This window comes from Acinetobacter sp. YH12045, from assembly GCF_013419925.1.
Taxonomy (GTDB): domain Bacteria; phylum Pseudomonadota; class Gammaproteobacteria; order Pseudomonadales; family Moraxellaceae; genus Acinetobacter; species Acinetobacter amyesii.
The window spans coordinates 267,365-287,560 of sequence record NZ_VOZE01000003.1; the positions used below are offsets into that span (position 1 = coordinate 267,365).

Sequence of the window (20,196 nt, forward strand, 5' to 3'; positions counted from 1 at the left end):
TTATGCCTCCGCAGCTAAACCGTATTCTTTGGCTTGCTCTATATTCACAGTCACTAATTTTGAAGTTCCTGGTTCTGGCATGGTCACACCAAGTAAGTCAGTTGCCATTGTCATAGCCAGTTTATTGTGTGTAATGTAGATAAATTGCACTTGTTCTGAAAGCTCTTTTACAAGATTACAAAATCTTCCTACATTTGCATCGTCTAAAGGTGCATCGACTTCGTCTAAAACGCAAAATGGTGCAGGATTTAGGCGGAAAATCGCAAAAACCAAAGCCAATGCGGTCAGTGCCTTTTCACCACCTGACAATAATGCCAAAGAGCTATTTCGTTTACCCGGTGGTCGTGCCATCAGTTTTACACCCGATTGCCAACCATCTTCAAGGCTTAAGCTTGCTTCACCACCATTAAATACTTTCGGAAATAACGCTTGAAGTTCTGTATTGACCTTATCAAAAGTGGTCATAAACAGCTTCCGCGTTTCCTGATCAATGCTTTTCATCGCAGCTTGCAGTTGTTCAACGGTCTTTTGCAAGTCATCAATTTGGTGGCTTAAATCATCAAAGCGTTTAGAAACTTCAGTATATTCTTCTGCCGCAGCCAAGTTGACTGCACCCAATTTATCAAACTGCTGCTGTGCTTTTTCTAGTTTTTGCTGATGGGATACCACATCAATGCTTAAACCTGTCAGCATTTCGCTGTTCATTTCTTTCAGCTGTTCAGAATAATGCTGTAAATCAGACTGCGCAGATTGCCAAGCCAGACGCTTTTCTTCCAATTGCGTACGCAATTTTTCATCTTGCTGTTGATGTGAATGGCGTTGTTCCGTCAATGTCTGTTGTTTGCTCTGAACATTATTGAGTTCAAGCTGCCAGTCATTCCAGGTTTTTTGTAAACGTTCAGTGACTTGAGCCTGCTCTGAATACTGTGACTCAAGCGCAGGCAATTCTAACTGTACCGGATCGACAAATTTCTTTGCCTGCTCCATCTGTCCAATAATTTGCTGAGTTTGCGCTTTCAAAAAGACCGTGTCTTTTTCTAATAATTCAATCTGTTGTTTTGTCTGTACAGACTGACGACGCACAATTTCCAATTCTTGCTGACTGTGTAATGCCACTTGCTGAGCACTTTCCAGTGCTAGACTCAACTCTTCAACTTGGAATTGCAAGGTTTTATAATTGGGCAAAGCTTGCTCAAGCTTCATCGTCAGCGCATGCAAATCAATTTCCAAATCGTCTTTTTGCATGGCATCTTCTTCAAGCTGTGCTTCAAGTTGCTGCAATTGATCTTCTAACTGCTGCTTTTGTAAGGCAAAAGCCTGATTGGAACTTTGTACCTTCGCAATGGCAACATCAGCATTTTGAATGTCTTTTTGCCAATTTTTTAATTGGCTATGTTGCTGTTGCAGATTTTGCTGTAAAGCTTGTACGGCATTTTGCAACTCAGGCAATTGGCCTTCTAGTTGTGTCAGCTTTGGCTGCTGCGCTGCAAGTAATTCAGTCAATTCATCTAAGCGAATACGGTGGCTCAATGCACCTTGCCCTGCTTGGCTGTCCTCATCATAATCTAGACCAATCACCCAATCTGCACCGACATGATAACCATCGAGCGTGAGTATTGACTGACCTGCGGCCAGTTTAGCCTGATGGCTCAATGCCACTGTCAATGTTTCGGCAATTGCGACTTGCTGCCAGATCGAAAGTTGAGGGGCTTCAATCCACGTCGCCAAAGCTTCTAATCCAACGATTTGTGCTGCTGTGTGATGACTGCCTTTGACCTGACGTGCAATACTATCTTGAAAATTATCACTGTGTCCTAAGACTTGGGCACTCAGCCATTTAGACAAAAATTTCTCGACCAGTTGTGCATGCTGTTTACCTTGTGTGCTCAACTGCAACTTCTGCATTAAATGTTGACGCTGGCTTTGCTGCTTTGGACTGGCTTTAATCATCAATTGGTTTAGGTTTTTCTGCTCTGACAACAGCACCTGTATTTCTGACTTTAGCTGCAGCACCATATTTTTATGCTGTGCCTGCTGTTCTTGTGCAGCTGCAAGCTGTGCTTGAGTTTCGGCAATCACCTGCTCTTGTTGCGTAATTTGTTGTTCGAGCTGTTGCTTATCTTGCTGATACTGCTCCAGCTCATCTTGCTGCGCCTGATGCTGAATTTGACCTCGTTGCTGCTGCAGGGTCTCACGCTGTTGCTCAATACGACCAATATTTTTGGTCAATTGTTCACTCTGCGCCAACATCTGTAGCTTTTGCTGTTGCTGCTTTTCGACTTGCCCACGGCATTGTTCAAATTGTTGAACCGCTTGTTGATGCTGAGCTTTCAAATCGGCTAACTGCTGAGTCTGATCTTGACAACTGCTTTCTTGGCGCTGTAACTGCTCAACAAATCCATCTTGTTGTTCTTGCAGCGTTTCCAGTTGTAACTCTAATAACTGTAAACGTTCTTTGGTTTGAGCTTTTTGCTTCTCAAGCTCCACCAAACTTGCCGAATTTTGTGCAAATAAACCCTGCTTTTGCTCCAGCGTCATTTTCAACTCAGACAGTTTCTTTTCCGCCTGTTGCCATTCACTTTGTAAAGGAGTGGACTGTTGAATAAGCCGTTGAAATAAAGCACTGGTGGAAGATAAGTCATGTTCTAAGGTATTCAGCTCAGAACGAACCAGTTTGAAGGTTTCCCCGAGCTCATTCATCTGAAGCGTGTATTCTTGCTGTAAACGTTTACTTTGCTCACATTGGAAAGACAGCACTTCGATCTTAATAGTACGAATTTGGGTTTCTAATTCTTTATATTGCACCGCCGTTTCAGACTGACGCTTTAAGGTTTTCAACTGAGACTTCAGTTCTGATGCAATGTCTTCGAGACGTTCTAAATTTTGAGTGGTGTGTTCTAGATGCTGTAAAGTTTCACGACGACGAGCTTGATAGCGAGAAACCCCAGCTGCTTCTTCAATATACACACGCATTTCTTCAGGTTTGGCATCGACCAAACGGTTGATCATGCCCTGTTCAATAATCGCATACGAACGTGGACCTAAACCGGTACCTAAGAAAATATCGGTAATATCACGACGGCGGCATTTGGTGCCGTTGAGGAAATATTCGGATTTACCATCACGATTGACCTGACGACGAACTGCCAGTTCAGTATAGGCATTATAAGCGCCACCTAGCTTGCCATAGGTATTATCAAAACGCAGTTCAACACTCGCCATCCCGACTGGTTTACGCTTTGCCGTTCCGGTAAAAATAACATCTTGCATGGTGCCACCACGCAATTGACGGGCACTGGACTCCCCCATAACCCAGCGAATGGCATCAATCACATTGGATTTACCACAGCCGTTCGGTCCAACAACCGCACTACGGTTGCCTTCAAATTTTAGAGTTGTGCTATCGGCAAAAGATTTGAAGCCGGAAAGTTTTAAACTGCTTAAACGCATAATGTCCTGATCAGCGGCGTGAACGTCTCGCCCACGCTAATTCGATTTGTTTCATCCGTGTTAGTGATTCCAACACAAGGTTGCGTAAGTGTCGACAAAAATCTTCCATAAATAAAGTGGCTTGATGTGATTTTCTGATTAAAACTGCATCAGTCACTAATTTAAACAAATCAAAAGATTCTTGTAATTCACGTCGTGAAATATTCAGTGTCAGGAAATAACTACGTCTGAGTGATGGCAACAATTCTTGGTAATAACGCATCAGGTAAGTATTTCCCACCATTTCATGCTGACGAGCCATGCCCTGAAAAATCAGATCATAAAACTTTTCGGTATTGCCTTGGCGAGTTTCCACGTCTAATTGTTCAAGTAATAACTGAATACGCTCAGCTTCATGGCTGCGCCACGTTTCCGCCATACGATGCACAATTTGGCCCAACAATAATGCTGCAATATCAAATAATGAGCGCACTTGTAAAGCCGACATTTCAGAGACTAAGGCGCCACGTCGCGGGTAGATTTCAATGAGTTGGGTCCGTTCTAAAATCAATAAAGCTTCACGAACAGAGCCACGGCTCACATCCAATTCGGCCGCAATTCTAAGTTCCTGAATACGCTCGCCTTCGACCAACTCACCGCGAATGATTTGTTCACCGATGTGTTTGGCAATTTGTTCTGACAAACTGTCCGCTTCTTGTTGTTGCATACTGTTCCTATCTTTTTTTTATAAGATGCAATGTTCAGATTTACACTCAATCTATTTGCATTAGAAACGATAAGCAACCTAATTGAACATGACATTGTCTGACAATCTTGTGTCAACAAAGCCAATTTTTTCAGTCAAAACGGACAATCATGCGCCAAAGGCTTGCATACCTTGGTAAATAAAATAGCAGCCGACTGTTGTTAATAAACATGCAAAACAACGCTTTAGCATAAATGGCGACAACATATGAGCCACTTTCGCACCCAATTTCGCAGTAATGAAGCTCATTACACTAATCCCGATAAATGCATAAATATGGATATAACCAATGGTATTGGGAACCACGATATCGGCTTGATGACCAAACCACATAAAGCCGAGGGCCCCAGCAATCGCAATTGGTAAACCACATGCAGCAGACGTTGCGACTGCTTTTTGCATAATGACGCCGTTTTTATTCAAATACGGGACGGTTAAGCTGCCACCACCAATACCGAAGATCGCAGAGGCAATCCCAATACCACCGCCTGCTGCCATTTGCATGGCTTGTGAGGGTAAATGTTTATTCGGATCGACTGGTGTCGCTGCACCGCGAAACATTTTAAAGGCCACCCAGACCGCAAAAAAGCCAATTAACAGTTGCAAACCCTGCCCTGAGAGATAATCAGCAATACCTGCACCGAGAAATGAACCGATCACCAAACCTGGTGCCAAATTCCGAAAGACATTCCACAGCACTGCACCTTTTTTATGATGCGCCGAAACCGAGCTGAGTGAAGTCACAATAATCGTGGCCAAAGAGGTGCCCACCGCCATGTGCATAATCACACTGGGGTCATACTGAAGTTGGGTAAAGACGATGAATAAAATCGGCACAATAATCAGGCCACCGCCAACACCAAATAGCCCCGCAGCAAAACCAGCGATTGCACCAATCAGTAAATATATGATTAACTCCATCAATATTATTCCACAACTCTCAGATTCAAATGGATTTAGAGACCAGACACTTACAGCAATTGCTGAGCACAGTACCTCAACCGCCTGAAGTTTTATTACTGAAGCCCATTACTACATCGACCAATGACGATGTCCATGAGATTGCCAAAAAAGGCATTCAACATGTTTTGGTATGCAGTGAAGAGCAAACTCAGGGGCGTGGGCAACGCGATCATCAATGGGTCTCACCCGTTGGTAATATCTATTTAAGCACATTGCTGAATTTACAGACAGCAATAGATGGACGGCTTGCACTCGAAATTGCCTTAAATATCTTGCAAATGCCAAGTTTGCAAAATCTCGCATTACAAGTGAAATGGCCCAATGACCTGTATAGCCCACAAGGCAAATGGGGCGGGATCTTGATTGAGCCGATTTCGCCACATCAAGCGATTGTCGGCGTTGGGATGAACTTATTTCCGATTCCATCCGCAGGAATTGAGCAACGTGCAACCTCGTTATCTGAACTCGGACTCCCCTCACCAAACCGTTTACAGTTAATCGCTGAACTCTATGCAGCGATTCAACTTGCAGGTGAGTGGTTCGATCATAACTGCTATAACCTCGCTGCACGATTCAACCATTATGCTGCATTTATGCAACAGCCTGTTGAGCTTGAACACCTGCAAGGCAAAAGCCAAGGTCTCTTTCTCGGTATTGAAAATGATGGTTCGATCAACATCCAAACTTCGCAGCGCTTAGAAAATCATTTCCAAGGTCGCTTACGTTTAGCAGATCAATCATAAACAGGATTGCAAAGGCCTACTGATGAAAAAATTATGGCTCGATGTCGGTAATACTCGGCTGAAATACTGGATTACTGAACACGATCAAATCATAGAACATGCTGCGGAACTGCATCTACAGTCGCCTGCGGAACTTCTACTCGGTTTGATCCAGCACTTTAAAAGTTTGGACTTAGATCAGGTCGGGATTTCCTCGGTACTCGACAAGAAAAATAATGATCGGATTCAAAAAATTCTTAAATTTTTAGCCGTTCCTGTCACCATTGCCAAAGTTCATGCCGAATATGCGGGCTTGCGCTGTGCCTACGAAGATACCAGTAAATTCGGGATCGACCGTTGGCTGCAAATGCTGGCTGTGGTCAAAGACCCTACACAAAAATACTGTGTGATTAGCTGTGGAACAGCACTCACCATTGACTTAACGGATGGATTACAACATTTAGGTGGCTATATTTTGCCAAATTTATATTTGCAACGTGATTCGCTCATCCAAAACACCAAAGGCATTAAAATTCCAGATGCCATCTTTGACGAGCTGTCTCCTGGTAAAAATACCATCGACGCTGTTCATCATGGCATATTGCTCAGTTTGGTCAGCACCATTGAAAAGGTGCTTGATAAATATCCCAGTCGCTTAATTTTAACTGGGGGCGATGCTGCGCTATTTGCCAAATACCTACAGCGCTTTACGCCTGAAGTCCATAATGATCTGCTTTTAAAAGGCCTGCAAAGCTATATTGGCCAACAACCGTAGATTAAGCGCGGATCAAATACGGCTCCACAGCATCCCAGACTTCGGGCAATTCGGTACAGCCTTCAGAGTCAATAAAATGCCCCTGATGACGCGCTTCAATCACCTCTGCATCTAGGCTTTTTGCCTGAGCCAAGCTGAATTCGGGTTGCACTCGCTCATCGCCTTTTGAATAGATCACTACCCGATGCTCAACCTTCTGTTTTAGCAAGTCAAAATCTATTTTAGCCGCATCAATAAAAGGATTCACCTGCTCTAGACGTCCCAAGCGGCCATTAAAACCGGCCGCAAGCACAAGAGCTTTTATGTTCTGATGCTGCAGTTTTTGCGACAGATAATGCAGTGCAGCGATACATCCCAAACTATGGGCAATTAATATAGAGTTTTCATTTAATGCGTCAATCTGCGCATCCATTTGCTTCATCCACACATTTAAGACGGGTGTTTCGGATGGATCAAGCCGAAGCACCTTGAGGCTGACGCCCGCTTTTTTTGCCTTTTGCGCGATCCACGGAAACCAATTCTCTTCAGGGCTCGCGGTATAGCCATGCACCACAATTACTTGCGCCATTTCATGCTCCATTCCTCTTTTTGAATTCAGTCTGAAATAAAAATTAGAGATTGAGGGTAAACAATTGTGAATTTTTGCAAAACTTGACTATTTGCTAGAACACTTTCATGAGCTGATTCAAAATATCCAGCAATTCTGGAAACATTATGAAGCCGTAAAAGTCCTGTATTTTCCCTTCCGTGTTCCACCCTTGGATCACAATTGATAACTTCAGCGTGAACGGTGGCGGAACAAAAGGATCATTGCTGGACAGCATGCGCACGGCCAACGGCAAATGCTGATGCAGCATATGACGGTTCAATTAGCATTTTAAAATAAAGCTGCCTAATTCAGAAAAAATTAAAGGAATACACAAATCCAGAAATAAAAATGTCCGCTTAAATCTTGCCTTACCGCTGGCTGAAATGCGCTGTCAGACAACCCAAACTGTGCGCAATAATAATTTTATTTTCATCGAGCTTAGGTATTTGCAGGGAAATAAACTTCTAACAATCGTCAAAATCTGGTTGTACTGCATTTGCCATATCAATGCGCCAAGAATAATGTCCTACCCCTTGCTGCTTTTGTCTCAATAAGGAAACTAATACTCATTAGGGGAAGCCTGATGAGCATGAATCAGATAGATGTTTTGGCTCTCTGGCGTATAAGGTGTATTCATTATTTGATTCTTATTTTGGGTAAAGCTTTCAATTTGCAGTTAGGCAAACTTTCACCTCTGTTTTAGACCTGTCATCTACACGGTCTCAATCTCAATTTGGCATGTTTTTGTAATGATTTAGCTCAGTTCGGTATTTATCGGCTGGTGTAACTGAACGTAATTTAGCTCGACAAGATACTCCTCCTCAAAATAAAAGGATCTAAATGTAAAATTTCTCTTAAGATTTAAGTAGGAGATTCTGCAAAATCAAACCATTGATCGGAGCTTAAATCAGTAATTTTGTATATATGTGAAATTTGAACTTCTAACAAGTAACAAGATATTAATGTCTTTAAGAAATAAATTTCCAATTATAAAAATTGTTGTTCAGTTTGTTTTGGCTATATTTTTCATAGGTATGAACCTAAAAATTAAAGGAATTCTTATTCTATAGAACGTAAAAATGGCCGATTTTTTATTTCTACTTTACATAATGTACAGTATCCTGTACATTTAAGTTGTACAAAATATTGTACAAAATCATGTTTTTTTTGCAGACATCACCCAAAACAGCCAATTTGAAATTTAAGTGTCCATATAAAGTATCTATAGCAAATCTATGAGCCAATGTGCCAACCAACTAATGCTAGATCAATGAAGTGACCATATATTGTTTAAGGCTAAATATTTAATTAGGAAATGCAAGACATGCAAGTATTTACATACACTGATGCACGCCAGAATTTAAAATCCGTTTTAGATACTGTAATTGAAGATGCAGATGTAGCTATTATTACTCGCAAAGAGGGTCAACATGCCGTTGTGATGGGTCAAGACTATTACAACAGTGTAATGGAGACATTGCACTTAATGTCTTCTCCAAAGAATGCAGCACACCTTGCAAACTCAATTGCAGAGTTCCGTGCATCTAAAGCAATCGAAAGAGAACTTTTAGATGAAAAGGAAGACTAGCTTTACCCCTTCAGCTTGGGATGATTATGTATATTGGCAAAGCCAAGATAAAAAGACTCTCAAGCGAATCAATAACCTTATAAAGGAATGTCAACGTACACCCTTTGAAGGTATTGGAAAACCCGAAGCTTTACTCGGTGATTTATCGGGATTCTGGAGCAGAAGGATAGATGAACAGCATAGGCTAGTTTATGCAGTAACAGACGCAGAGATAACGATAATTGCTTGTCGCTATCACTACGAATGAACCAAAGCCCCCTACTTATATAGGGGCTTTTTTATTTTATTTATAAAAAGTCTGATCAACAATGTAATAAAAATGAAGACACTAAAAACTATATATATGTTTCCAAAGAATAGATATGATCTAAAACCTTCATAAATAAATCTGGCCATTGGCTCTTGCTCTATATACCCAATATAAGCATAACTAAAAAAGTAACTTAGAATAAAAGAGTAAAGACCAGTAAAGGCAAAAAAAGCCAAAACTTTATTAATCTTATCCTTAATAAAAAAGATAGAATTCAAGCTTAAAGAAATTATTAAAATTTAATAAATACAAGAATATACTGTAATCCAGCAATCATAACTTTCCATCTAACTACCTAAGTGTTTTATATGTAGCCCTTTACTAAAATAGAGTAGGAGCTTTTTTTGTAGTGGTCAACAAATCCTTTATTTCATCACTTGCTATCAAATGCACTCTACCACTTTGCTTGAGCGCACGGTTTCATCAAATTACAGCCATAAAAAAAGGCGCTGAATGCGCCCTTTTTTAAGTCCAAATTACTTCGGATCTTTGCTGCCGAACAATGGTCCCATGCCACCGCCACCAAATTGCTTTTGCATATTGCCCAATGATTTCATCATTTTTGCCATACCCGTTGGGTTGGCAAATTTCTTCATCATTTTCGCCATTTGCGCATGTTGTTTGATGAGTTTGTTCACTTCTGCAACATCCATACCACAGCCTGCTGCAATACGTTTTTTACGGCTTGGATTCATCAAGTCTGGGTTACGACGTTCTTTAATGGTCATCGATTGAATAATCGCTTCCATTTTCTTCACTTGCTTTTCAGGATTTGCTTGTGCAATTGCATCTTGAATCCCTGAGTTGCTCATGCCTGGAAGTTTATCCAAGAAGCCCATCATGCCGCCCATTTTGTTCATTTGTTCAAACTGCATCAGCATATCTTCAAAGTTGAAGCTACCGCCTTTTTGCAGTTTTTTCGCCATTTTTTCGGCTTTTTCTTTGTCGATTTTACGTTCAACTTCTTCGACCAAAGAAAGTACGTCACCCATACCCAAAATACGCTGTGCGATACGTTCAGGATGGAATGGCTCTAGGGCATCGAGTTTTTCACCCATACCCAAGAATTTAATTGGCTTGCCAGTAATGGCACGAACAGAAAGTGCCGCACCACCACGTGCATCGCCATCTGTTTTTGTCAGGATCACACCCGTCAAAGGCAAGGCATCGTTAAAGGCCTTTGCAGTATTCGCCGCATCCTGACCAGTCATGGCATCAACCACGAACAATGTTTCAGTTGGCTTGATGGCAGCATGAAGCTCTTTAATTTCGTCCATCATTTCATCATCGACATGCAGACGACCTGCAGTATCGACAATCAGGACATCAGCAAACTGGATTTTTGCCTGTTCAATCGCACGGTTAGCAATATCAATTGGACGTTCATTGGCATTCGATTCAAAGAAAATCGCGCCGACTTCACCCGCAACGGTTTGCAGCTGTTTAATCGCTGCTGGACGATAAACGTCGGCAGATACCATGGCTACTTTTTTCTTTTGACGTTCTTGTAAGAAACGTGCAAGTTTTGCCGCAGTGGTTGTTTTACCCGCACCTTGCAAACCTGCAAGAAGCACAACAACTGGTGGTTTTGCCGCTAGGTCTAGGCTTTCATTCGCCTCACCCATCATTTTGGTCAATTCGTCATGAACGATTTTGACGAAAGCCTGCCCCGGTGATAACTGAGTCATCACTTCTTGGCCCAATGCTTCTTCCTTAACTTTCGCGATGAATTCACGAGTTACAGGTAACGCAACATCGGCTTCAAGAAGTGCCATACGTACTTCGCGTAACGTATCTTTAATATTGTCTTCGGTTAGCTGCCCTGAGCCAGTAACATTTCTTAAACTCTGCGTGAGTCGTTCTGTTAAGGTATCAAACATTGCAAAATCCGCTTAAAATAGCCATGAGCAAAAAATTGTTTCTTAAAATAGAAAATTTATGCATAGAATGCTATAGGATACTTTAGTTCTTGCAGAATTTATATAAATGAATATTCAACATCCTGAAAAAGGTTTGACATGATCAGTCTCCCCTTGGTTTACACGATCCTAGCATTAATCGCTTATACCACGTCTTTTTGGTATTTATTCAGCCATTTAATGTCTAAACGTGCGCCGAACCATTGGTTTATTGGTGTTGTACTTGGTTTAGGCATGTTATTGCATGCAGGTGTTTTATATAACGACATGTTGACGCCTATGGGGGTGAACTATGACGTGTTCAACCTGATGTCATTTACTTCAGGTCTCATGCTATTACTCAGTGTGTTATTTAGTACCTATCGACCTGTGCTTGCAATGAACCTGTTGGGCATTCCTGTGGCAGCGACAGGATTGATTTTGGGCTTTGCATTTAGTCGACAAAATCAATTTATAGAACAACATTCACTGGGTTTAGACATCCATATTATTTTGTCACTTTCCGCATATGCCGTCCTGCTGATGGCAACAATTCAAGCGGTTATTTTGCGTTTACAAGACCGTGAACTAAAAAACAAGCAGAAAAAGCGTGTATGGGTGAGCCTGCTTCCATCCTTCCAAGCCATGGAATCTTTGCTATTTGATTTATTGATTGCTGGATTTGCACTACTGACCGTGGCGCTTGGGTTTGGTTTCTTCACCATCGATAACTTCTTTGCACAGCATTTGGCACATAAAACAGCCTTTAGCATTATTTCATGGTTCGTCTATGGAGCTTTGCTTATTGGACACTATCGATTTGGCTGGCGTGGTCAAAAAGCTATTCGCTTTACCATTATTGGTTTTTGTCTTTTGGCAGTCGGCTTTATTGGATCTAAGTTTATTTTAGAAATGGTTTTGGGCCGCTAAGTCGACGATGAAACGATTTTAAGTTTTATTAAGAAGAGAGCTACGGCTCTCTTTTTTTATATCTTGATTATTCACATAAAAACAACAGGCATAAAAAAAGCGCTATACAGCGCTTTTTTTTTCATTACGTCTAAATTATAGAGCAACGATGTTTACAGCATTCGGGCCTTTTTGACCTTGAGCGATGCTGAAAGAAACCTTTTGGCCTTCTTGCAAAGTTTTGAAGCCAGAACCAGTGATTTCGCTGAAGTGAGCAAAAACGTCAGGACCGTTGTCTTGTGCAATAAAACCGAAACCTTTAGTTTCGTTGAACCATTTAACTGTACCAGTAACTGTATTAGACATAATAATACCTATTAATTTGTTGATTTAGCCATTGGATGATGACTGACTATAACTTGGAAAATAATAAAGAATTGAACTTCATTTCTGTAAAAAACGAAGGATTATGACTAACACTGCGATACTTAAAGAAAATTTACGAAACAATACTTTTTTTCTAGTTGCAGCCATCATACATGAAATCTTAAAAGATTCAAGCACAGTATATGTTGTTGATTCCATTAAAAAACAACAGTATAAGCCATCTTCTTATTATTACTATCCATATGTATTTACTCATTTTATTGTTAAAGTTTTATGTCAGTCAATACTTTACGACTTTGGTCCTAATTTCACCAAATAGTTACATAAAATCTTGTCATTTCGTATTCCGCGTCACCTTAAGCACAAAACCTAGACATCCCTTTCAAAACCACGTATAACTCCGTTTTTCAATTTTTGGCTGTGTGACCGTGAAACTTGTTCTTGCGCCGATGGAAGGCTTAACCGACCCAATTATGCGAGATGTGTTGACGCATGTGGGGAGTTTTGACTGGTGTGTAACCGAGTTTATCCGTGTCACGGACTCTGTCCTGCCCGATCATATTTATCATAGCTATTGTCCTGAACTAAACAATGAAGGTAAAACTGCAGCAGGAACACCGGTTCATGTGCAGTTCTTAGGTAACAATCCCACTATGCTCGCGGCAAATGCTGTACGCGCGGTAGAACTTGGTGCCCCTGCGATTGATATGAACTTTGGTTGTCCTGCAAAAACCGTCAACCGCCACCGTGGTGGTTCAGTTCTGCTAGATGAACCTGAAGTGGTGTATGAGTTAGTCAAAGCTGTGCGTGATGCTGTTCCGAGTCATATTCCTGTATCAGCAAAAATGCGTTTGGGTTATATGGACCGTAACTTCACTATGGAAAATGCGCATGCCATCGAAGATGCTGGAGCTGCATGGGTTACAGTCCATGCGCGAACCAAAGCCGATGGTTATACCCCGCCTGCCTTTTGGGATCAGTTGCAACCCATTCGTAAAGCATTGAAAATCAATGTGATTGCCAACGGTGAAATTTGGAATAATGCCGATGCCAAACAGTGCCAACTCGAATCCAGTTGTGAAGACCTAATGATTGGTCGTGCTGCGGTGACCACTCCTGACATTACACAGTGTATCCGTCGTAATACCGATGAGCCGCTGATTACATGGCATGAACTACTTGGATTACAAATTCGTTTCTTAAACGGCTCGTATAAAAAAGAAATGAATATGGTCGGTCGTTATAAACAATGGCTCGGTATGATGTCGAAACATTACCCAGAAGCCAAAGTCCTTTGGGATGAAGTAAAACGTGTCAAACCACTCGATGAAATCGTGCAAAAACTCAAAGCCGGTATTTGAGTTTTAAAACACATCGCCCAATGTTAAAACGAAAAAGTGTGAAAACACCTATCTAAGCGTAGCCGCAGAGCCTTTGATTATACCTACAGTGTTCAAAGGCTTTGTTGTTTGGCAAACTCTAAAATTGCGTCGATCTCATCTGCCAAGAACTCTTTAGGATGTTCCGAAGTCGGGTTCATCACCAAGCTTGCGCCTTTGGTAATGGCAAATAATTTTTCAGCACTGATCATGACAAACTCTGCATCTGCACCAACATCCTGTTGAAGCATCGCAAGACTCAGAAAAAATGGAATGGCTTGTTCGCCCTGTTCCGTTTCCATCAATTGAAAATGTAAATGCTGCTCTGTATCACGCTCACCCAAACAATATACTTGGCTGGCTAAAAGTTGCTGATAAAAGTCTTGGTATTGCTCAGGATGATCTAAAGTCGATTCATAAAGATGTTGAAGCGTGTCGTTCATTGTTATTGTCCGTCTATTTTTATCAGTCAGATACTGTTCACAATCCACAGCATACAGGAAGTTTATGAATTATGCCGTTGATTTAAATCTTCAACGTGCTGTCGATTTGTTTTCCACGATTTTTCTAAAATTTCTTTTTCTAAACGCAACTGTATTCGTTTAAGTTTCATTTCAGAAATCACGGGTTGCTGAAAGGTTTGAACATAGTCCACCCAAGCTGTACCCCGAAATACATTCGACGGCATCTCTGTTTTAAACACTGCTTCAGGCATAAAAACAATCACAGAATGCATATTGTCTTTATCCACAATATCGCTCAACACCTGTTCTAACACTTTCATATGTTTATAATTTTGGTGAATTGGATTTTGAAATTTAAAACTTTTTTTATAAATTTTTTGCGTCCAATGTTTTTGTCTATCGCTCCCAAAAATCCAGCCCTTATAGTTTTTAGTTTCAATCACAAACACACCAAATGGGCTTAACAGAAGATGATCAATTTGAGTTGTAGCTCCTTCGCCATCTGGTAAGGTCAAATCATTTAACAATATATAATGGTCTTTCAAATAAAGTTTGACATGAACGGCGACAGCAAACTCCCCCATTTTCCCCTTTAAATAAGGTTTAAATGCTTTGATTGCCCCCACAATCAGTAACAATGGAATTAGCCACCACAACGTCGAAATGAAGGGTGCAAAGATTTGAGAAATATTCATTAATTTGATTCATTATTTTAAATAATTATATTTTCTATTTTATTGTAATTTCTCAATTTTTAACAATATTTCTTTATTTTCTAGACCACCCGCAAAACCCACTAATTTTCCATTCGCCCCCACGACACGATGACAGGGTGCAATAATTGAAATTGGATTTTTACCATTGGCTGCACCGACAGCACGTACGGCTTTGACATTGCCGATCTGCTCTGCAATTTGTTTATAGCTGCGAGTTTCTCCAAAAGGAATCGTCAGTAAAGCTTGCCAAACTTGTTGCTGAAATGCGGTGCCTTCAAAGTCTAGCGGCAAGTCAAATTGCTGTCTTTTACCCGCAAAATATTCATTTAATTGCTGTGCGGTTTTGAGCAAAATCGGGTGTTGTAGATCTTCAACCAAAGCCGCCAATCGCACACGATTTGGGTTTTCATTTTCCCAAAGGACGGCCACCAATGCGGTTTCATGTGCAACAAGTTTTAATTGTCCAACGGGTGAATCTAAAAACTGATAAGAAAGTTGCATGACATACTCCAAGCTCAAAATCGCAGCACTTCATTATTCAGGAGGACGATAATTTCATCAAGACTAGTCCTGAAATAATCAGGACCGCAGCTAGCATGCGCATGGCATTTGCGGGCTCACCCAATACAACGATGCCGAGGATAAATGATCCCACTGCACCAATCCCTGTCCACACGGTATAGGCTGTACCCAGCGGTAAGGATTTCATTGCATAAGACAATAAAGCGAAACTTGCGATCATGAAAACAATGGTCAAAATACTTGGCGTCAGTTTGCTAAAGCCTTCAGAGACTTTCATACAATAGGCCCAAACCACCTCAAGCAATCCCGCTACAATTAATAAAACCCAAGCCATATTTTTACCCATAAAAAAAGCACAGAGGTCAATGAGCTCTGTGCTTTAGAACATATTAACTTGAAGATAATTTCATCAAGATTAGACCAGAAATGATCAGTATTGCGGCTAACATCCGCATGGCAGTTGCAGGCTCACCGAGTATAAAAATACCCACGAGGAATGAGCCAATCGCACCGATTCCTGTCCAAATGGTATAAGCCGTTCCTAGAGGCAACGTTATCATGGCATAGGCCAATAAACCAAAGCTCAGGATCATAAAAAATAAAGTAACTAAACTTGGGCCAAGTTTTGTAAAGCCTTCTGAGAGCTTCATCGAATAGGCCCAAACGATTTCAAAAATACCAGCGAATACCAGAACAACCCAGGCCATAATGCCTTCCTCCATATTAGTAGAGTCAGGTCGTCCTGACGATTTTTCTTACTGGCTTTGATCAAAGATGTAAGGGAGGTCGTTCCTCCGAATATTGTCTCAGTATAGCAAATATGCTGAATTTTAGTGCAGTCTTTACATTTTTTGACCAAATTCAGGGCGTTATTCAGTTGAGTAAAACTCTAGTGCAGATGATTTGCGCCAAAACATAGCATGTCTGTTCAAAGGACAGATTCATAAATAAAAAAGGCATCACCAAAACCTGTTGATGATGCCCTCTTTATTCGGTCTATTGGCCGATTAGAACTTCAGACGAAGTCCTGCGCCATACCACCATTGTTTTTCACTTCCAGTTTCAGCTTGCCATGCCGTATGCTGATTTCCTTTTTCGTAGCTGTAAGCAACATCGATAAATGGCATTAACTTTTTATTGATTTCATAGCGTGTTTCTAGCCCTAGCCATACAGAACTGAGTCCTGTTTTTTGTGCATAAGCAGAGTCATCACTCAGCACCACATCTAGGTTCAAATATGGTTTTAAAATCAATTTTTGCGTCAGCAGCAAATCACGTTCGGTTTCTAAAGAAAAACTGACCTGTTTATCTGCACCAAGATATAAATAAGCATCGGTTTCAAAGAAATACGGTGCCAGACCATGCAGACCCACCGCAGCATCTAACTGTTCTTTGTCCGTCACTTGATGTTCATCTACCCGATAACGTGCACCAATTTGCGCATCCCAAAAGTCTGAGATCATACGGCTATACATCACTTGAGCCGCATAATCAGCGTCTTGAGATTCTGCTTTATCCGCATGTAATTTGATGAAAAGCTTATTTTCATCGGTCCCGATTCGACTCTCAATTTCGGTCTTTAAACTTCCACTGCCATCGGCATTATTGAGCCATCGATTGTCTATCTCAGTCGCTTGATAAATCTGTCCACCATGTTCACGCTTATGATCAATGGGATGCTGCGCAGAAGCAGCACGTGACGCAATAGATGATGCATTTGCATGTTCTGCATGTTCTGCATGTTCTGCATGTTCTGCATGTTCTGCATGTTCTGCATGTTCTGCATGTTCTGCATGTTCTGCAGTATGCTCCATCTTGTTCGATTCGATCATTGTTTGCATCACTTGATGCGACGAATCATGTGAGGAATGCGATTCATGTTGAAATGATATCGGCATGCTGTGATGTGCATCTTGCGCCATGGTCATTTGAGTGACCGATGCCAAACCTAAACTCAGTACTGTATATGTGCATGATTTAATGATGCGCATGAGACACCTCCTTTTTCGGCACAGATGCTGTTTTCGTATTCTCCGCGACATTTGCGACCACAAGTTTATTCATCATCCCTGCGGACATGTGATACAGCAAGTGACAATGAATCGCCCATTCCCCTAATTCATTGGCCGTTAACAGAGCCGTCACTGTTTTCCCCGGCGGCACAATCACCGTATGTTTATTTGGCATTTCAGAAGACACTTGCCCATTTTCCAATTGCATAAACATGCCATGTAAATGCATCGGATGCGCCATCATGCTGTCATTGACAAATTTCAGTCGGATTCGCTCACCATATTTCACTTTTAGTGGTTCAGCTTCGCTAAATTTTTTGCCATTCATGGTCCACATATAGCGTTCCATCGTTCCACCCAAATGAATGACTAAATCTTGCGTCGGTTCACGTGTATCAGGCTGTGGCGTTAACGCTTTTAAATCACTATATTGAAGTGCCTTATCACCGACAGGAGTAGAAGCATTGGCCCAACCCATAACCTTTGCTGAATTTTCAACTGCCTGCTTCTCCTCTTTAGACTGTGCATGCTCCATCGCTGTATGCATATCATGTTTCATGGATGAATCTATTGAGGAGTGGTTCATAGATGAATGATCCATCACACTATGATCCATATTGGCATGCGCTGAATCAGACATATTCTGTTTATGCATATCTGGATGCTGCATAGTAGTATGCGCAGTCACTGGAGAATGGTCCATGTCATGTCCCATAGCTGCATGATTATGAACTTGATTCGGCTGAATATTTGATGGATTGACAGTATGCGCGCTGTGCTCATGAGCATTCGCTTGCTGGCTTGCTGAAGTTTGGGTTGAACCTGTAGCAGTATGTCCCACGTTGCTATGGTCCATACCTGACATTGAACCATGCCCCATATCTTCCATGGTCAGCAAAGCGCGTGGCCGAGCTTTTGGCATGTGAATGCCTGAGTGCTGAGGCTGCGTTTCATCATGTAAAGTACCTATCGCAAATCCTGTCCGATCGATCGACTCAGCCTCTATCTGATAGTGCGCAGATTTAGGCTCTACGATCACATCATAGGTTTCCGCAGCACCAATTCGGAATTCATCGACATTGACCGGTTTTACCGCTTGGCCGTCTGCACTGACCACCGTCATTTTGAGCTGAGGAATACGCACATCAAAAAACGACATGGCCGCAGCATTTACAAAACGAAGTCTGACTTTTTCATTGGGCTTAAACATCCCCGTCCAGTTCTGCTGTGGTGTTTTGCCATTCACTAAAAACGTATAACCCGTGACATCAGACAAATCCGTTTTCAGCATTCGCATCTGATTCCACATCGAACGATCTTGCCAAGTGTTTTTTAAACCTGTTCGTTGAATTTGCGTCCATACATCTGAAACTGTTTCACGCTGATTTTGATAGTATTCGGCAGACTTTTTCAGATTTGCCATAATCTGAGCGCTAGATGATTCATGAAAATCCGACAGCATGACCACATAATCACGTTGTGTCTGTTCATGTGCGGCAAGTGATTGTTTACCTTTCGGATAAATCACTAAAGCGCCATACAATCCGTCTTGTTCTTGACCTTTGGAATGCGCGTGATACCAATAGGTTCCGCTTTGACGGACTTTAAATTTATAAGTAAAGCTACCATCAGGCTGAATTTCATTAAAACCATTAAAGCCGGGTACACCATCCATTAAGCCGGGCAGCAATAGACCATGCCAATGCACCGAGGTATTTTGTTTTTTGAGCTGATTATGTACATGGATGACCGCATCATCGCCTTCTTCAAACTCCAGTAAAGGCGCTGGAAACTGACCATTGACACTGATTTTCTTGACCGCTTTACCAGTCAAATTGATGGTCTTTTCATCAATATTCAGATGATATTCTTTAATGGCTGCAAACGCCCACGTTGGAGACAGCAGACATACCCCGAGCACGAGGCCTGATTTAAATAAATTAGACATGACTTAACCTTTATAAAATAACGAAAAAACGTATTTAATACTCAGGTTAAGCTTGCGGAGGTCTTAGAATTTCTTGCCAAAAGCCTTTTAAATGCTGTCCAGCAAAAATGAAACGAGGGGGTTCTGCATAGTGATGCACATGGAAGGTCTGCAATGCGACCAAGGCGCTATCGACATAAGAGGTACTGATTTGGCAATGTGCGAGTGTACAGTCCTGACAGTCTGCACTTTGTGTCGTTGAATGATGCGCCTGACCATCTTGCAGTGCAGATGGCGAATCTAAAGATTGATGACAATCCATCGTTAAAATGACTTCAGGTGTTGCTTGCTTGCCATGATGTACTGCATGCTCAGGAGCAGCTTGCCGCTGATTTTGATGGCAATTTGTCATATTTAAATGCGAAGGATCAGCATGTGCTGCATGAACTGATGCCTGATGGGCATTTGCGTTCATCATTTGTTGATGTTGAAAATTTTGCTGAGCACTGACCACACTGCTCCACCCCATGACAAACGCCATGAGCCAAGCAAAGCCAAGATGCTTACGCAAAAAATTGAACAATTTAGTATCCTAATTCAACCCAATGATGCACTGTGACAACATATCCCTATTAACACATCTTTAGAAACATCACGCGATCAGTTCAGCCGAAATCCGCATGAAACACCATGATGATATTATTTACGATTCAAATGCAATCACATGACATTTGTATCAACATGACATGCAACTCGACCGATTTATCCATCATGAACGATACATTCAGAAATATCTAAAAGCACTATCTAGTGCGATCTATGATGTGTTTTGCCAGTCGC

At 41.5% G+C, this 20,196-nt stretch carries 21 protein-coding genes; 6 read left to right on the top strand and 15 right to left on the bottom strand.

Features of this window, described 5'->3' with window-relative positions; all coding sequences use genetic code 11:
- The 3 genes from smc to FTU02_RS06350 all read right to left on the bottom strand — a co-directional run bounded on the left by smc (position 1) and on the right by FTU02_RS06350 (position 5,116).
- Positions 1-3,450: a chromosome segregation protein SMC gene (gene smc / locus FTU02_RS06340; protein WP_180156363.1), complete on the bottom strand. Its 3,450-nt coding sequence runs from the start codon at positions 3,448-3,450 to the stop codon at positions 1-3.
- Between the two features lie 10 nt (positions 3,451-3,460).
- Positions 3,461-4,156 carry a GntR family transcriptional regulator gene (locus FTU02_RS06345; RefSeq protein ID WP_078191157.1) on the bottom strand — a complete coding sequence of 232 codons (696 nt, stop codon included), beginning with the start codon at positions 4,154-4,156 and terminating at the stop codon, positions 3,461-3,463.
- A 147-nt stretch (positions 4,157-4,303) separates the two neighbouring features.
- Positions 4,304-5,116, bottom strand: a complete 813-nt coding sequence (locus FTU02_RS06350; protein WP_168378525.1) for a sulfite exporter TauE/SafE family protein — start codon at positions 5,114-5,116, stop codon at positions 4,304-4,306.
- A 29-nt stretch (positions 5,117-5,145) separates the two neighbouring features.
- On the opposite strand from FTU02_RS06350, the gene FTU02_RS06355 reads away from it, so the two are divergent.
- Both FTU02_RS06355 and FTU02_RS06360 read left to right on the top strand, forming a co-directional pair.
- Positions 5,146-5,901 (top strand): biotin--[acetyl-CoA-carboxylase] ligase, encoded by a 756-nt coding sequence (locus FTU02_RS06355; RefSeq protein WP_180156365.1) that lies wholly within the window; start codon positions 5,146-5,148, stop codon positions 5,899-5,901.
- Positions 5,902-5,923: 22 nt separating this feature from the next.
- A complete protein-coding gene (locus FTU02_RS06360; protein WP_111884792.1) occupies positions 5,924-6,655 on the top strand; it encodes a type III pantothenate kinase in 732 nt (243 codons plus the stop codon).
- 1 nt (position 6,656) lies between these two features.
- On the opposite strand, the gene FTU02_RS06365 is transcribed toward FTU02_RS06360, so the two are convergent.
- Both FTU02_RS06365 and FTU02_RS06370 read right to left on the bottom strand, forming a co-directional pair.
- Complete coding sequence (locus FTU02_RS06365; protein ID WP_180156367.1) at positions 6,657-7,223, bottom strand: alpha/beta hydrolase; 567 nt, start codon at positions 7,221-7,223, stop codon at positions 6,657-6,659.
- A gap of 94 nt (positions 7,224-7,317) precedes the next feature.
- A complete protein-coding gene (locus FTU02_RS06370) occupies positions 7,318-7,512 on the bottom strand; it encodes a hypothetical protein (RefSeq protein ID WP_180107265.1) in 195 nt (64 codons plus the stop codon).
- Between the two features lie 1,056 nt (positions 7,513-8,568).
- On the opposite strand from FTU02_RS06370, the gene FTU02_RS06375 reads away from it, so the two are divergent.
- Positions 8,569-8,832 (top strand): type II toxin-antitoxin system Phd/YefM family antitoxin, encoded by a 264-nt coding sequence (locus tag FTU02_RS06375; protein WP_180107263.1) that lies wholly within the window; start codon positions 8,569-8,571, stop codon positions 8,830-8,832.
- Positions 8,816-9,079, top strand: coding sequence for a Txe/YoeB family addiction module toxin (locus FTU02_RS06380; RefSeq protein ID WP_180107261.1), 264 nt, complete (start codon positions 8,816-8,818; stop codon positions 9,077-9,079). The genes FTU02_RS06375 and FTU02_RS06380 overlap by 17 nt, the downstream gene beginning before the upstream one ends.
- A gap of 539 nt (positions 9,080-9,618) precedes the next feature.
- Here FTU02_RS06380 and ffh read toward each other — a convergent pair.
- On the bottom strand, positions 9,619-11,022 hold the full coding sequence (gene ffh / locus FTU02_RS06385; protein ID WP_180156369.1) for a signal recognition particle protein: 1,404 nt from the start codon (positions 11,020-11,022) through the stop codon (positions 9,619-9,621).
- A gap of 138 nt (positions 11,023-11,160) precedes the next feature.
- Here ffh and FTU02_RS06390 point away from each other — a divergent pair, with 138 nt between their 5' ends.
- Positions 11,161-11,970 carry an inner membrane protein YpjD gene (locus FTU02_RS06390; RefSeq protein ID WP_078191164.1) on the top strand — a complete coding sequence of 270 codons (810 nt, stop codon included), beginning with the start codon at positions 11,161-11,163 and terminating at the stop codon, positions 11,968-11,970.
- A gap of 135 nt (positions 11,971-12,105) precedes the next feature.
- On the opposite strand, the gene FTU02_RS06395 is transcribed toward FTU02_RS06390, so the two are convergent.
- A complete protein-coding gene (locus FTU02_RS06395; protein WP_067761877.1) occupies positions 12,106-12,315 on the bottom strand; it encodes a cold-shock protein in 210 nt (69 codons plus the stop codon).
- Between the two features lie 449 nt (positions 12,316-12,764).
- On the opposite strand from FTU02_RS06395, the gene FTU02_RS06400 reads away from it, so the two are divergent.
- Positions 12,765-13,697 (top strand): tRNA-dihydrouridine synthase, encoded by a 933-nt coding sequence (locus FTU02_RS06400; protein ID WP_180156371.1) that lies wholly within the window; start codon positions 12,765-12,767, stop codon positions 13,695-13,697.
- Positions 13,698-13,789: 92 nt separating this feature from the next.
- On the opposite strand, the gene FTU02_RS06405 is transcribed toward FTU02_RS06400, so the two are convergent.
- From FTU02_RS06405 to FTU02_RS06440, 8 genes are all read right to left on the bottom strand, one after another.
- Complete coding sequence (locus FTU02_RS06405) at positions 13,790-14,158, bottom strand: SseB family protein (RefSeq protein ID WP_180023108.1); 369 nt, start codon at positions 14,156-14,158, stop codon at positions 13,790-13,792.
- Between the two features lie 62 nt (positions 14,159-14,220).
- Positions 14,221-14,874 carry a nuclease-related domain-containing protein gene (locus FTU02_RS06410; protein ID WP_180133839.1) on the bottom strand — a complete coding sequence of 218 codons (654 nt, stop codon included), beginning with the start codon at positions 14,872-14,874 and terminating at the stop codon, positions 14,221-14,223.
- Between the two features lie 39 nt (positions 14,875-14,913).
- Complete coding sequence (locus FTU02_RS06415) at positions 14,914-15,396, bottom strand: methylated-DNA--[protein]-cysteine S-methyltransferase (protein WP_168378519.1); 483 nt, start codon at positions 15,394-15,396, stop codon at positions 14,914-14,916.
- A gap of 37 nt (positions 15,397-15,433) precedes the next feature.
- The gene (gene sugE, locus FTU02_RS06420; RefSeq protein WP_078191206.1) at positions 15,434-15,751 is read right to left on the bottom strand and encodes a quaternary ammonium compound efflux SMR transporter SugE; all 318 of its coding nucleotides are present in this window, start codon (positions 15,749-15,751) and stop codon (positions 15,434-15,436) included.
- Positions 15,752-15,806: 55 nt separating this feature from the next.
- A complete protein-coding gene (locus tag FTU02_RS06425; protein WP_180133840.1) occupies positions 15,807-16,124 on the bottom strand; it encodes a multidrug efflux SMR transporter in 318 nt (105 codons plus the stop codon).
- Positions 16,125-16,424: 300 nt separating this feature from the next.
- Complete coding sequence (locus FTU02_RS06430) at positions 16,425-17,408, bottom strand: copper resistance protein B (RefSeq protein ID WP_180156373.1); 984 nt, start codon at positions 17,406-17,408, stop codon at positions 16,425-16,427.
- Positions 17,395-19,377 carry a multicopper oxidase domain-containing protein gene (locus FTU02_RS06435; RefSeq protein WP_180156375.1) on the bottom strand — a complete coding sequence of 661 codons (1,983 nt, stop codon included), beginning with the start codon at positions 19,375-19,377 and terminating at the stop codon, positions 17,395-17,397. The genes FTU02_RS06430 and FTU02_RS06435 overlap by 14 nt, the downstream gene beginning before the upstream one ends.
- Before the next feature lie 46 nt (positions 19,378-19,423).
- A complete protein-coding gene (locus tag FTU02_RS06440; RefSeq protein ID WP_180156376.1) occupies positions 19,424-19,939 on the bottom strand; it encodes a hypothetical protein in 516 nt (171 codons plus the stop codon).
- Positions 19,940-20,196 lie beyond the last annotated feature (257 nt).